This window comes from Streptomyces sp. NPDC102259 (genome assembly GCF_044766465.1).
Classification (GTDB): Bacteria; Actinomycetota; Actinomycetes; order Streptomycetales; family Streptomycetaceae; genus Streptomyces.
Map to the genome: position 1 here is coordinate 14,481 of NZ_JBIWMA010000046.1, position 12,479 is coordinate 26,959.

General features: G+C 68.2%; 17 protein-coding genes. 8 read left to right on the forward strand and 9 right to left on the reverse strand.

What is annotated here, in order from left to right:
* Positions 1-8 precede the first annotated feature (8 nt).
* The 6 genes from ACIRPU_RS43160 to ACIRPU_RS43185 all read right to left on the reverse strand — a co-directional run bounded on the left by ACIRPU_RS43160 (position 9) and on the right by ACIRPU_RS43185 (position 5,404).
* Positions 9-959: a thymidylate synthase gene (locus ACIRPU_RS43160; protein ID WP_403878352.1), complete on the reverse strand. Its 951-nt coding sequence runs from the start codon at positions 957-959 to the stop codon at positions 9-11.
* On the reverse strand, positions 956-2,803 hold the full coding sequence (locus tag ACIRPU_RS43165) for a hypothetical protein (RefSeq protein ID WP_403878355.1): 1,848 nt from the start codon (positions 2,801-2,803) through the stop codon (positions 956-958). The genes ACIRPU_RS43160 and ACIRPU_RS43165 overlap by 4 nt, the downstream gene beginning before the upstream one ends.
* Positions 2,800-3,495 (reverse strand): HAD family hydrolase, encoded by a 696-nt coding sequence (locus tag ACIRPU_RS43170; RefSeq protein ID WP_403878358.1) that lies wholly within the window; start codon positions 3,493-3,495, stop codon positions 2,800-2,802. Before ACIRPU_RS43170 ends, ACIRPU_RS43165 begins: the two co-directional genes overlap by 4 nt.
* A 31-nt stretch (positions 3,496-3,526) precedes the next feature.
* On the reverse strand, positions 3,527-3,742 hold the full coding sequence (locus ACIRPU_RS43175) for a hypothetical protein (protein ID WP_403878361.1): 216 nt from the start codon (positions 3,740-3,742) through the stop codon (positions 3,527-3,529).
* Between the two features lie 359 nt (positions 3,743-4,101).
* Complete coding sequence (locus ACIRPU_RS43180; protein WP_403878364.1) at positions 4,102-4,356, reverse strand: hypothetical protein; 255 nt, start codon at positions 4,354-4,356, stop codon at positions 4,102-4,104.
* 130 nt (positions 4,357-4,486) lie between these two features.
* Complete coding sequence (locus tag ACIRPU_RS43185) at positions 4,487-5,404, reverse strand: ATP-binding protein (protein WP_403878367.1); 918 nt, start codon at positions 5,402-5,404, stop codon at positions 4,487-4,489.
* Positions 5,405-5,703: 299 nt separating this feature from the next.
* On the opposite strand from ACIRPU_RS43185, the gene ACIRPU_RS43190 reads away from it, so the two are divergent.
* The gene (locus ACIRPU_RS43190) at positions 5,704-6,951 is read left to right on the forward strand and encodes a helix-turn-helix domain-containing protein (RefSeq protein WP_403878369.1); all 1,248 of its coding nucleotides are present in this window, start codon (positions 5,704-5,706) and stop codon (positions 6,949-6,951) included.
* A gap of 51 nt (positions 6,952-7,002) precedes the next feature.
* Here the strand turns inward: ACIRPU_RS43190 and cutA are convergent, their stop codons facing one another.
* Complete coding sequence (gene cutA / locus ACIRPU_RS43195) at positions 7,003-7,329, reverse strand: divalent-cation tolerance protein CutA (RefSeq protein ID WP_403878372.1); 327 nt, start codon at positions 7,327-7,329, stop codon at positions 7,003-7,005.
* A gap of 493 nt (positions 7,330-7,822) precedes the next feature.
* Between cutA and ACIRPU_RS43200 the strand changes: the two genes are divergently transcribed.
* From ACIRPU_RS43200 to ACIRPU_RS43225, 6 genes are all read left to right on the forward strand, one after another.
* Positions 7,823-8,263 (forward strand): helix-turn-helix domain-containing protein, encoded by a 441-nt coding sequence (locus ACIRPU_RS43200; protein WP_403878375.1) that lies wholly within the window; start codon positions 7,823-7,825, stop codon positions 8,261-8,263.
* Complete coding sequence (locus ACIRPU_RS43205; protein ID WP_403878378.1) at positions 8,152-8,943, forward strand: IS630 family transposase; 792 nt, start codon at positions 8,152-8,154, stop codon at positions 8,941-8,943. Before ACIRPU_RS43200 ends, ACIRPU_RS43205 begins: the two co-directional genes overlap by 112 nt.
* Before the next feature lie 63 nt (positions 8,944-9,006).
* Positions 9,007-9,258: a hypothetical protein gene (locus tag ACIRPU_RS43210; protein WP_403878381.1), complete on the forward strand. Its 252-nt coding sequence runs from the start codon at positions 9,007-9,009 to the stop codon at positions 9,256-9,258.
* On the forward strand, positions 9,255-9,842 hold the full coding sequence (locus ACIRPU_RS43215) for a hypothetical protein (protein WP_403878383.1): 588 nt from the start codon (positions 9,255-9,257) through the stop codon (positions 9,840-9,842). Before ACIRPU_RS43210 ends, ACIRPU_RS43215 begins: the two co-directional genes overlap by 4 nt.
* Positions 9,829-10,029 (forward strand): hypothetical protein, encoded by a 201-nt coding sequence (locus ACIRPU_RS43220; protein WP_403878385.1) that lies wholly within the window; start codon positions 9,829-9,831, stop codon positions 10,027-10,029. The genes ACIRPU_RS43215 and ACIRPU_RS43220 overlap by 14 nt, the downstream gene beginning before the upstream one ends.
* Positions 10,030-10,477: 448 nt before the next feature.
* Positions 10,478-10,768: a hypothetical protein gene (locus ACIRPU_RS43225; RefSeq protein ID WP_403878387.1), complete on the forward strand. Its 291-nt coding sequence runs from the start codon at positions 10,478-10,480 to the stop codon at positions 10,766-10,768.
* Between the two features lie 86 nt (positions 10,769-10,854).
* On the opposite strand, the gene ACIRPU_RS43230 is transcribed toward ACIRPU_RS43225, so the two are convergent.
* A complete protein-coding gene (locus ACIRPU_RS43230) occupies positions 10,855-11,400 on the reverse strand; it encodes a hypothetical protein (protein WP_403878389.1) in 546 nt (181 codons plus the stop codon).
* Between the two features lie 363 nt (positions 11,401-11,763).
* Here ACIRPU_RS43230 and ACIRPU_RS43235 point away from each other — a divergent pair, with 363 nt between their 5' ends.
* Positions 11,764-11,946 carry a hypothetical protein gene (locus tag ACIRPU_RS43235; protein ID WP_403878391.1) on the forward strand — a complete coding sequence of 61 codons (183 nt, stop codon included), beginning with the start codon at positions 11,764-11,766 and terminating at the stop codon, positions 11,944-11,946.
* Between the two features lie 83 nt (positions 11,947-12,029).
* Here the strand turns inward: ACIRPU_RS43235 and ACIRPU_RS43240 are convergent, their stop codons facing one another.
* Positions 12,030-12,350: a hypothetical protein gene (locus tag ACIRPU_RS43240; RefSeq protein ID WP_403878393.1), complete on the reverse strand. Its 321-nt coding sequence runs from the start codon at positions 12,348-12,350 to the stop codon at positions 12,030-12,032.
* Positions 12,351-12,479: the final 129 nt, after the last annotated feature.

The following is a 12,479-nucleotide window of genomic DNA, read 5'->3' on the forward strand; positions in this document are numbered from 1 at the left end:
GGCGGCGGTCACCTTGCCCCGACCGTCGCGGCGCGCTTGGCCGAGAGCCGCTCCAGCTCTCCGTACCAGGCGGTGAGGGCCTGGCCGAGGGGCCCGTCGATCGTGTTGGCCCCCCGCCACGCCTGCTCACGCTTGCCGTCCTTCCACAGCCGGTAGCTGCGCAGCGTCTCGGCCATCGCGTCCCAGCCGGGGTGCCCGGTCACGTCACGGGACTCGACCTGGTCGAGCAGGCCGTCGAAGCCGTTCCAGGGCGTTCGCAGGTCGGGCATGATCCCGCTCGCCGGGAGCGACGTGAGCGTGTCGGCCTGCTCGATGTGCTCGTCGTAGATGTGCAACGAGCCGATGTGCAGGTGAAACTCGCCGAGTTCCGCGTCGAGCCATCCGGCGACCAGCTCGTGCAGCACGGTGTAGAAGAACACGTCGTACGGCATGCCGATCCATACGTCCTGGCCGCGCATCATGGTCGCCATGTGCAGGCGGCCAGCGCGCAGGTGGAACCGGAACCCGAGAGTGCAGGGCACGTCCTTGTGCCCGGCGGCATCCTGGGCCGGGTCGTAGAGCTGGATCAGGGCTCGCCGGGAGTCGGGGTCGGCCTGGAGGATCTCCACGACGCGGGCGAGCTGGTCGACCTTGCCGCCCCAGTTCCGCATCCTGGGGCCATACGCACCCAGGAGGACGCCGTCGTCGGCGAACTGCCGCAGCCGGTTGTTGTAGTCAAAGATCCACGGCGCCTCGGATCCGGACAGGTGCCAGACCGTCTCGGCGACGGCGAAGGCCGGATTCACGATGCGGGCGGGCGGGGCGTAGAGCAGGCGGGCACGCGGCTGAGTGAGCAGCAGGTGCACGTCGCGGACTTCGTGGGTGGCCATGCCCCGGGGGCTGATCTTCTCGCCGGACTTGGCCAGCGTGACGGCGCCGGAGAACAGCTCGGCGATGCTGTCGGCCGTGAGGGATGTCATCGGACGGATGCTCCTTCGTCCTTGGGCGACGCAGCGGCGCCCGGGTGGTGGTGGGTGGAGTCGTCGACCCTCGGGCCGGAGGGGGCGCGGTCGGTGATGAGCCGGGCGATCCGAGCGGCGCTGTCTCCGCGCCATCGGCAGACCGCGTCCAGGGCCGCCCGCGGGATCGGAGCCGGGCCCCCACGCACGCCGGAGAGCGCTTCGGCGACGTCCCCGGTGGCCTCGCACCGGGTCGCCAGTCCGTGACCGGCCAGGCCCAAGGTTCGTTCGCCCGGCGGGCCGATTTCGAGGACCGGGATGCCGAGCAGCGCGGCTTCGATCCCGCACGTCGAGTACGCGCTCGCTATGGCGTCAGCGCCGGCGAGGCAGCCTCGCGCTCCGACCCGGGGATCGGCCACCGCGACCGGCGTCCCGCCGTCCCGCTTCACCAGAGCGGTGAAGGCGTCGGCTCCCTGCGCCGGGTGGGGAGCGATGACGAGCCCCCAGTCGCCGCCCGCCTCGGCGAGCCCGTCCAGGAGGAGGTCCGCGTGGGACTTGAGGTGACCGGGGTTGAAGGGCTGGCATGCCCACACCGCGATCCGGGTCGGCCCACGTCGGCCCCCCGAAGCGAGCAGCTTCTCCAGGTACCGCCGCTGTGCCTGGCGGCTCAGGCCAGCGAGGACGTCCAAGCGGGGCTGCCCGAGCACGTGCACTTCAGCCTCGGGGTGGCGCGCCCACCCTCGCCCCAGGGCGAGGTCCCGCTCGCCCATGACGATGATGTCGCGGCTGTGCAGGGCCGGCCAGGCGACCGATTCCGCCGTCCACGCCCCGTGCTGGACGTGCACCGAGTTCGCTCCGTGCCGCTCGGCGGCGTGCGCCGCCAGCACACCCAGGGGGCTGGTGTCGTTGCTCAGCAGGACGGTGTGCGGCCGGGTGGTCGACAGGATGTCGTCGAGCCAGCTCTCCGCCCGCACCACCGTCCGCCACGACGGCTGGGTGCAGCCCCCGCTGGTCTCCAAGAGCACGGACAAGAGCCCTACGAGCCGGGCAAGTTGGACGCCGTGGCCTCCCACCTGGACGACGTGCTCGTCGTCGGGACGGTGGAGGCCCTCGGCGGTGCCGGAGAGGGTGAAGAGGTCGCTCGGAGCCGAGCGCAGCTCGATACCCGTTGCCGGTCCCGCGCTGCACCGCTCGGCGGCATCAGTGGCGAGATCGAGCAGGAGACTCCTCTGCCCGCTGCGCGCCAGTTCGGCGAGAACCGGGATCAGCGTGGCAGCGTGGCGGGAGGTCCACGACAGCGCCAGAACGTCCTGCCGTCCGAGATCCGAGGGGAGCGGACTCGGCTCCGTGTTCGCCGTACTCGTCCAGGTGTGGTTCCGGAGCTGGGCGGAGCGGGTCGGGTTGTGCGGTGCCGCAGCACCGAGCACGTACGCGACGCCGGACCACGTCACCGTGTAGGCCAGGTACTCACGCGAGCTGCTCGAACGCAGTCCCACGAGTCCTTCGTAGGGGGCCAGGGTCAGGGGCCCTGGGGCGGAGGCGAACGGTGCCCAGGAGTTCAGGGCCAGGAGCTTGCGCACGATCTCGGCGACGAAGCGTCGCACGGGGACGTGCTGGACGTGGAGCCAGTCGGCTCCGCCTGGGGTGGTGGCCAACTTGGCGCTGTAGCGGTCGACGGCCTCCATGACGTCTTCGACGCCGGAGCGCAGTACCTGCTTGTCGACGGTCGTCGCTTCCAGGTCCGTGGTGTGGATGTGGTCGGTCCGCGCGTGCGCCAGGGCGCCGGTTCCGACGAGAGTCCACGTCGGCTTCCCGGCGTTGGAGGAGCGGACCAGGCCGAGGCCGCCAGCCGTGCGGGCGCTCACACCGTGCTCCCCTCGACGAGCTGCTTGGCGGGGAGGAGAAGGCTCAGCAGGTCCTTGGGCGAAGCGGCCGTCTCGGGGTCGGGGGCCGTCGGCTGCCCATAGCCCCATCCAGCGTGCACATAGGGGACGCCGGCGCGTGCGGCCGACTCCTGGTCGACCGCCATGTCACCCACGTAGACGGCGGAGGCGGGGTCGACTCCCAGGTCGACCAGCGCCAGGAGGAGCGGGTCCGGGGCTGGCTTCGTCCGGCCCGCTCCGGCGGGCGTGCGGATGGTCGCGAAGGGGCACCCTAGGCGCGCGAGGAGCGGGGCCGCCCGGTCGACGTGCTTGGACGTCACGACGCCCAGCCGCCAGTCGGCGGCCACGAAGGCGTGGAGCGTCTCGACGATGCCGGCGAACTCCTGCTCGAGGTGCGCGGTGGCCACGGACTCCGCCTCGTATGTCCGGCGGACCGCTTCGGCGTCGGTCACGCCCAGTCGCTGCATGATGTCTCCGAACTCGCGGCCCAGGTGGCGCTCGTAGTCGCGGAAGGGGAGCGCGACGCCATGGATCTCCTGGACCCTCTGCCACGCCTTCCGCATCACCGGACGTGTGCCGAGCAGGACGCCGTCGATGTCGAGGAGAAGAGCGCGCAACCTGTGGTCGTTCGCCGTGGCCGGAGCCGGTGGCGATTCGTGAGTGGGAACAGTCATGATCATCCTCTCGTCAGGGTGTCGTCGTGCCTCAGAGGGCCGAGGCCGGGGCAAGTTCCAACTCGGGGTACTGGGCCGGACCGCCGGCCTCCTCGAACGCCGCGTCGAGCAACGCCACGTGCATGCGGTCCCATCGCCCCCGGGACTGCAGAGCACGCCCGTGGCGGGTCAGAGCCCACGCCTTGAGGGCCATCGGGTCCTTCATGAAGTTCCGCGCGTTCTGCCGCAGGAGGGCGGGGGTGAACACCCTGAGATTGAGGCCGGTGCGCCAGAACTCAAGCCACCACTGGACATCAGGAGCGGACCCGATTCGTCGTCCTTGACGTGATCGGGATGGTTGCGCACCCAGATCGGGTCCAAGTCCAGGTGTGTAGTGGCGACTTCGAGCATGCGGCCGTGGGCCTGGTGCACCGCCAACTCCAGGGACTGGCGGTGCTGTAGGTGAGGCTGGGCGATGTGCAGCGCGGACGCGAGGGCGATGGTGGTGGCCAGAGCGAGAACGGGACGGTTCATCTGCGACCTTTACTCGGGGATGGATGGGACGGTGTAGGCAACCGGTGACGGCATCCGGAGCAGCGGTGGTCGCCGTCGTGCTCCCTTGAGGAGTCAGGCCGCGTCCGGCGGGCCGTCAGCCGACGGCGAGGTCGATCCGTCCGGCACGGCTGGCAGGCGCGAGAGCCGGTGAAAGCGCGAGAGGTTGAGGCCACGCCCCTGAACCTCACCGGCGGGCACGGCGAAGAGGTCGATGCCCTCTTCCCTGGGCGCCGACGGAGCGGCCTCCCTGATGGCGAGGAGCGCTTCGCCCTGCTCGCGGTGCGGCAGGAGGCGCGGTGCACGATCGGTATGTCCCTCGAAAGTCACGGTCAGCCCTCGGTCAGGTGTATTTGAAGGTGAAGGCGAGTACGACGCTCACGGTGGCGATCAGGGTGATCTGGGCGCTGATCTGCCGCCAGCCCCAGCCCTTCCTGTCCATCCAGCGCAGTGGACGCCTTCAAGTCGGCGCGACGGGCTCCTCGGGGATCACGAGGTGGAGGAACGCCCGGCAGTTCTCGCCAAGGTGTTTGATCACGGCGTGGTACTCGTCGTCATCGAAGCTGATGTTGTGCCGGTCGAGGACGAGCACGCCGTCGGCCAAGCCCGCTCGGAGCTGCCGCTCGGCTTCCCGCCAACCAGGTCGATCCCAAGGCGGCGTGTATACGCCCTGACTCGCACTGGATGCCGGGAAGTACGTCGTGGTCACCGGGACCGCCACGTCGTGGAGCCGGGCGGCGATCGCGTAACCGAGCTGGTCGGCCTCAGCCTGAAGCGTCCGCCAGTCCTCGTCAGGTCGGGCCCTCGGACTCGGTACCAAGCTGTACGCCAGCACGCGGAGCCGCTGATCGTCCTGCGTGTCAACGACCTGTCGGTAGAAGTGCTCCCGGATGCGTCGGAGTTGGCCAATTCGGGCTTGGTGCTTCACCCGGGGAGAGGTGCGGGGCCCTATCGGGTGCTCATTGCCAGCGGTCGACGACCCACCGCCCGTGTACTTCCCACGCCCCCGGTCGAGGGCAACGAGGCTCAACATGTCGGGTCCGAGCTTGACTGCGTTGTGCGGCGACATGGGGGGGGCCTCCGTGAGAGTGGGGATGACCGCGTATGCCGTTCGGCCGCCGTCCGCGACGCCCCACCGAAGCGACAGGCAGGCGACGAGGTGCAGCCCTCGACCACCGAGGCTGGCGGCCCTTGCACGTCGTCGCCTCGCCGGCATGGTGCTGTCGTCGGTGACTCGGATTCGAAGCTCGTGGTCGTCGTGTTGCAGTCGCAGTCGGACATCCCCGGAACCGTGGATGATCGCGTTGGACACCAACTCCGAGACGACGAGCTGAGCGTCCTCTGCCGGTGTCTCCGGCAACGACCAGTGCTTCAGCACTGTGACCGTGGTTCGTCGTGCTTGAGCAACGTGCACATCTACCGGCGCCATGGCCATCTCGAAGACGTGAGAGGCCAGCGGACACCGAGGGGTCGCGGCGCCGACGACGTGGGCGCCACCGTCGTCGCCCCGAGGCCGGGGTGGCATTGCTGTCCGGTGCGTGGTCATGAGCACATGCCACCGTGGCTGCGCGATCCGGAACAGGGGAAACCGGAGGGGGGAAATCTTTGTCAAGGGGGGAAAATCAGGGTGGAGTTGAGGGAAGTATTGGCTTTCTCCCACGGATAGGGGTCAGACTCATGGCAGGGGATCCATTTGCCGAGCTGCTCCGCCACCTGCGGCGTAACGCGAATCGGACGCAGGACGAGCAGGCCGGTGCGATCAACGCCGCTTCCGGCCGGGCAACGATGACCCGCCGAGAGGTCAATCGGTACGAGAACGGTGCCAACGTTCCGACGAACCACACTCTGGGGAACATCGCTTTGGCCTGCGGTGTCCCGCTGGAGCCGCTACTGCGCGAGGCAAAAGCCGCCCGCGCCAGGCGGCGAGAGAAGAACAAGGCCGAAGCGGAGGACCTGGACGACGTGAATCGCCGAACGCTGCTGGGAGGCGCAGTCATCGGTGCGGCTGCGGCTGCCGAGCCGTGGGGCCGGCTGGCCTATGCACTCAGCAAGGGTTCCAAGATCGACCCTGAGTCAGCCGGGGTGCTTATTGATCATGCTGCCCGGTTGCACGTGGACGAGCTCAACGAGAGCGCACTCAGTCTGCAGGCTCGGGTCGAGGCGCACCTGGACGCGATCACCGCAGCCCTTCCCCGCGCCGGAACCCACGAGCGAGCGCTGACCGTCGCGGCGGGAGAGACCGCAGCTCTTGCCGGATGGGTTGCCTGGGATCTCGGGGAGCACGACAAGGCCACCTCTTATTACGGGGTGACCTCGGAGTGCGCGAAGAAGGCCGGGCACCCCCCTCTGCGCGCCCTGGCTCTGGGCTACGCGAGCTACGGTGCGCCCAGCCCTGCGAAGGCGCTGGAGATGCTTTCGCAGGCAGCTCAGGACGTACGCGGACGTGGCAATGCCACCGCCGCAGCATGGGCCCTGGGCCGGTACGCGGAGGAGGCCGCTCAGACAGGCGATGACGCTGGCGCCCTTCGCGCGCTGGACCAGGCCAAGTTCGCCTATGACTTCGCCGACCATACGAGCGAGCAGGCGTGGGTCCGCTTCGTGACGCCGTACCGGATGGACTCCTTAACCCTCTCGGTCTACGGCGAACTCAAGCGTCAGGAACTGACGGGCACAGCCGACTCCGCAGTCGAGCGACTTGGCGGTGAACTACCCGAGTCTGGAGTGGTCGTCCTGGGGGACTTGGCGGCCGCACTTCTGCGCGGCGGCGACGTAGACCGCGGGGCCTACGTCGCGCACCAGTTCGCAGCAGCAGCGGAGTCGAAGCCCAACACCATGGGCCGACAGCGGGCGCAGGCCATCGCTGCCGGGCTCCCCGACACCGAGCATGATCTGGCCAGCCACCTGCTGACGTTCGCGACGCTGTGAAGCGTCCAAGCGCACAGGATCGGTGAGAGCGAGGCACTGCAGTGGTGACCTCTACTGCGGGCGCGTCTCGTCGACGACCCAGGACAGGTACGCCTCCGACCCTCCGGTCACGGGCAGCGTGACCCACTGGGGGACGTCGTACGGGTGCTTCTCATGCAGCCATGCTTCCAGCGCGGGGAGGCAATCCGACGACGTCATGTAGGAGATCCGCCACTCCTGAGCCACCTCGACTTTCCCCTGCCACCAGTAGAAGGCGGTGATGGGCGCATCGATGTGAACGCCCGCCGCCAACTTGCTCTCAACAGCACCTCGAGCAAGGGTCTTCGCTAGCTCCTCGTCGTCACTCGTCGTCTGCGCGATCACGATCTCGGCGTCCATGCGGCTACCTCTCCAGCTCGGGTACCGCGACCCTATCCATGTGTCCGACGCAGGCCGACAGGTGGTAGACGGCCGTAGACCGCGCAAACGCACTGATTTGCTTCTGAAACACCCGCGACCCCGCGAAAGGAACGCTTCTTTGACATCACTGTGAAGGCGCAGCTGGTCGGCAGTGACGATGCACCCGCAAATCAGCCGGGACTTCCTTGTCCGGCTTGGCAAGGAACTTCCTGAACTCCGCTGGCCAGGGGCGGCGGTGGAGGGAGCCGATGACCTTGCCGGTGGCGAGCTCGAGGGCGGCGAAGAAGGGCGTGGTGCCGGCTTGGACGTAGTCGTGGCTGTCTCGCCGGACGAGACCGCCGCCGTACTAGTAGATTGTCGCTGCTAAGTGTGGCTCTGATTGGTGGAGTTGACGGTCGGGCAGTTTCCCCTCGTCGCTTCACTTCGGCCGGGCGGGGGTGCCATGTCGTCGCAGAAGAAGTATCCGGTTGCCTTGAGTGCTGAGGATCGTCAGGCGTTGGTGCGGGTGACCACGACGGGAGTCCGTAGCGCGTCGATGGTCAGACGGGCGCGGGTGTTGCTCGCGCTGGATACGTCGGTCGGCGAGGTCGATCCGCGGACGGTGATCGCGGACCGGGTCGGGGTGTCGTGCGAGTCGGTCCGGCTGATCTCGAAGCGGTACGCGGAGACCGGCGGCGATGTGTGGGCCACGGTCGGCCGGAAGGAACGCGCCTGCCCCCCGGTGCCCTCCCCGGTGACCGGTGAGGTCGAGGCGAGGCTGATCGCGCTGGCCTGCTCGACGCCGCCCAAGGGTCACGCCCGGTGGTCGCTGCGCCTGCTGGAGAGGCACGTGGCGCTGATCGAGGACATCCCGGACCTGGACCACTCCACGATCGGCCGGATCTTAAAAAAACGGAACTGCGTCCTCACCTGAAGAAGTGCTGGACCATCCCGCCAGCCGCGAATGCGGCCTTCGCCGCGGCGATGGAAGGCGTCCTCGCGGTCTACCGCCGCCCCCGCGACCCGGAGCGTCCGGTGGTGTGCATGGACGAGAAGCCGTACCAGTTGCTCGGCCACGTCCGCGATCCGCTTCCCCCGCGGCCCGGCCGTGACGGCCGCGAGGACAACGAGTACGTCCGCTCGGAGACCTGCTCGATCTTCTGCTGGGTCGAACCGCTGCGCGGATGGCGACGCGTGGATGCCCAGCCCCGCCGGACCAAGGTCGACTGGGCGCGCCAGGTCGAACACCTGCTGACCGTGGACTATCCCGACGCCGCCACGGTCGTGCTGGTGATGGACAACCTCAACACCCACTCCATCGCCTCGCTCTATGAAGCGTTCGACCCGGAGAAGGCCTTCGCGCTGGCACAGCGCCTGGAGATCCACCACACCCCCAAACACGGCTCCTGGCTCAACATCGCCGAGATCGAGCTCTCCGCGCTCACCCGCCAGTGCCTGGACCGCCGCATCGACGACCTCGCCGTGCTCAACGCCGAACTCGCCGCCTGGCAGCAGCAGACCAACAGCGACCAGCGCCAAGTCGACTGGCACTTCACCACCGACGACGCCCGCGTGAAACTGCGCCACCTCTACCCAACCGCACAGCAAAAATAAGCTGCGACAATCTACTAGCGATATGGGGCTGGTCGAGGGACACCGCCGACCGAGGTGGGCTTTATGTCTGATACGAATGCGATCGCGGAGGCCGTGGACGGCTTCCTTCCTGACCCTCGCAGGCTGCGGATCCAGCGTGATGCCGCTCTCGTCGCGGATCTTGCTCTGGGAGGCTTCGAGGGCCTGGAGTATGAGGTGTTCGAGGACCGTCTGATCCGCGACAGCATGCCGATCCTGCGCGGCATGCTCCGCTCCGGCACCTTCATCGCCCTCGCCGCTCAGAGTTCGAGAAGGCCGGCATCCCCTTCTTCGTGAGCCGCGAGAACAAGCAGCTCCTGCACAGCAGCGACGCAGAGCGGGACGACATCATCGTCGACGTCCTCATGAGCGCGCGGGTGGCGTTCCGCACGAAGGCGCTCGTCGACGGGGGCTGGAACCCCGAGTTCGGTGGCAGCAAGGGCCCTTGCTGCCTGATGACCTACTTCATCGGCAGGTGCATGTGGGACTTCCGCCGTATCTACCTGCGCTGGGCCAGGGAGCGGGAACGCATCGCGCAGGTAGAAGCCGCGCTGCTCGACCCGGAGGCGTTCTTCCGCCTGCTGACTGCCCTGCCGCACCACGGCGAGCCGGAGACGATCCTGTTCTCGACGGCCTTCATGGACCTGCTGGACGCCCAGCCGGCCGAGACCCGCGCCGTAGTGCGCCTGACCTGCGAAGGGTATGCGGACGGGAGATCGCGGAGCGCCTCAAGTCGAAGATCGGCTCCGTCCGAACCCGTCGGTACCGCTTCAGGAAGGTTCTCTATCAGGCCGCCAGCGAGCGGAAGATCTGGATCCCCGCCCAGCTGCACGTCAACGGCGTCCGCGAGCAACAGCAGAGTGCCGCATGAGCGTGCATGACCTCCTGTTCCTCACGCTGGCCGTGCTCAGCCTGGCGGCTGTCCTGGCGAGTGTGATCGGTTTCGGAGCCGCCCGGTGGGCCGGCTCCCCCGTCCCCGACGCCGTCGTCCGCGGGGCCGCCGTCTGCGCCGGAACCCTGACCATCGGCATCGCGGTGGTCGAAGTGCTCGTCACCGCCATCTGGTAACCGTCTACGCCGCACGTCACAGACGCGCTCCTGCGCCCCATTACCTCTGTACGCAGTGGAGGCCCCGACCAATGGTCGGGGCCTCCACTGCGTCTCCCGAACGTCCTCTCCCGGATCCCTGTCCATGCCCCCTCCCGGGGCCCAAGAGATGCGGACACCGGCGTTCATGAGCCCGCGACGCAAGCACCGGTCGCAGGCCACTGTGCTGCCCGCCCGACAACACTCCTACTGAAAGGTGCTGCTGATGAGTACTCACCAGACGCCCGAGGGAACGAATCTCCACACCGCCGATACGCTGGACACGCCACCCTGGGCCAGAGCCGAGGCTCCACAGGGACGCTCTCAGGCAGAGAGCCGCAGGACCGCCGACCGCGCGGCGCACACCCCGCGGACGACACCACGACAGGTGTCCGCGTTCCCTGCTCTCCCCGCACAGAGGAGCCCCGCCATGAACCGGGACGTCGATCCCGCGCTGCCCGTTCAGCCCTCCCTCGGCCACCAGGCCGCCGTACCCGAGCGCCCGAACCGGCGGCGCCGCCTCGCCCAGCGTCTGCGCATCATCGCCGCCCGCACGCGTGCCATCGCCTGGAAGCTGGTGAAGCTGTCCGGCGAGGAGTTCGTCAAGGGCTTCGCCAACAAGGCCGGCGCCACCACCGCGCTCGTCCTGGGCGCGGCCCTCGTTTCCTGGGTGTTGGGCCTGGACCCGGCCGATGTCGTACGCCGCGTACTCGGCATGTAACCGCCCCTGCGGCCCGGAGCCCACGACGGCTCCGGGCCGCAGGGGTCTCCCTGGCCGGGACACCTTCTCGCAACCGGGGACCAGCGTCAGAACGGTGGTTCGTCGGAGTAGCCGCGGGTCTGCGGCGTGGATTGGGAAGCGATCCCAGCAGCCCATGGGTCGTCTGCTGCAGATTGCGGAGTGCCGCCCCACCCGCCGGAAGCCTGCCGGGCCGGGGGCACCGGCGCGGCAGGTGGAGTTGCCGGTGCTTCGTCCGGCTCGAGGCCGTCAATGTCGTCGTTCCACAGGCGGCGCAGATGTTCGCGGCATGTCGTCGGATCGTTCTCGTCCCAGCGGCTGTCGTCCGGCTCCGGCCAGCGGCGGCCGTCGGGATCCCGATCTTGCAGCTGGCACAGAGCGAGCAGGAGCGCGTCGACGACCCCCCACTGGCTGGTCGTTGTCCCGGTGAGCAAGCGGCGGATGGTTTCCCTACTCACCTTTTGAGGGTTGGACTCAGTACCGGTGAGCGCCGCGATCTTCGGAAGCGGAGGACGCATCGCCAGCCGGTAGTGCACAAAGAGCTCGGCGACGAGATCCCGCTTGGGACCGGGCGGCAGCACATCTTTACCGGGCATTCGAAGCATTCGCGGCATCCGACAACTCTGCCACGAACAAGCCCAGTTAGACACAGAAAAGCTCAGTCCCACCCGGTATCTCGCCACACGACACCCCGTGTGATCCCACATGGACCCGCTCAGGCAGCACTTGACCTCACCTGAACTCACATCAGCTGGTCTTAGACCGCCTACAACCCGCACAAACAAGTTTGAACAAACTACTGTTTCCGCTGGTCAGAGGCCCTTTCGAGGTGCTTTTGTTGCTCCAGTTCACCCCGGGATCCGGGATGCGTCTCAGGGAGTGGACACGGCACGGCTGTCGCCAGAAACGGCGACGGCCCCCTGGTGGGCAGGGAGCCGTCTGCAGAAGACCGAACAACCCCGACGAAGGGAAAGCTCATGTCCAAGCCCGAGCGTACGGGCAACAGCCCGGACCCGGAACCCCTCCCATCGAAGACCCGGTGGGCCAAGCGCGCCCGGCGGATCCGCAACGAGGCCGGCCTTCATCTGATCCGAGGGGCCGCAACCGCGGTCGGCGGCGCCGTCGTCGCGTACGGCGGCCTCTGGATGCAGTCGCGTTGACAACGGGTAACTCGACCGGGAGCGTGACCGACGGCATCTGTGCGGTCGTCGGTCACGCGATCGGAATGTGGTGGGGCAGGAGGCTATCGGCGGCCTGCATCGTCGGCCAGATACTGCTGAACGCGAAGGCGAGCCGTCGGCAGGGCCGCCTTTCCGCCTTGGATGATCATGGTCTGGGAGACGAAGTAGTCGGGGTGGCGGATGGTGGTGAGCAGTCTGCCGTCCGGCTGCAGGCGGTGATCGGTGAAACCGTCCAGAGCGCTCGCTGCGAGGGGTGTGCGGGCCCACGGATTGTGCAGCACATGGAAGCCCTCGCTGAAGGTCTCGTGTTCCGCTGGCCCGTAGTCACCGACGACGTAGCCGAACGGCACGGGCAGGGCCGCGTCCGGGTCTGGGTCGTACATGGCCCCGCATCGGGCTACCGCTACGTCTTCCGGCCCCTAGAGATCGTCTTCAAAGGTGGTCAGGTAATGAGGCATCATGTTTGTCGTGGTGCGTCGTCATGAGCTTTCGGATGCCGAGTGGGCTGTGTT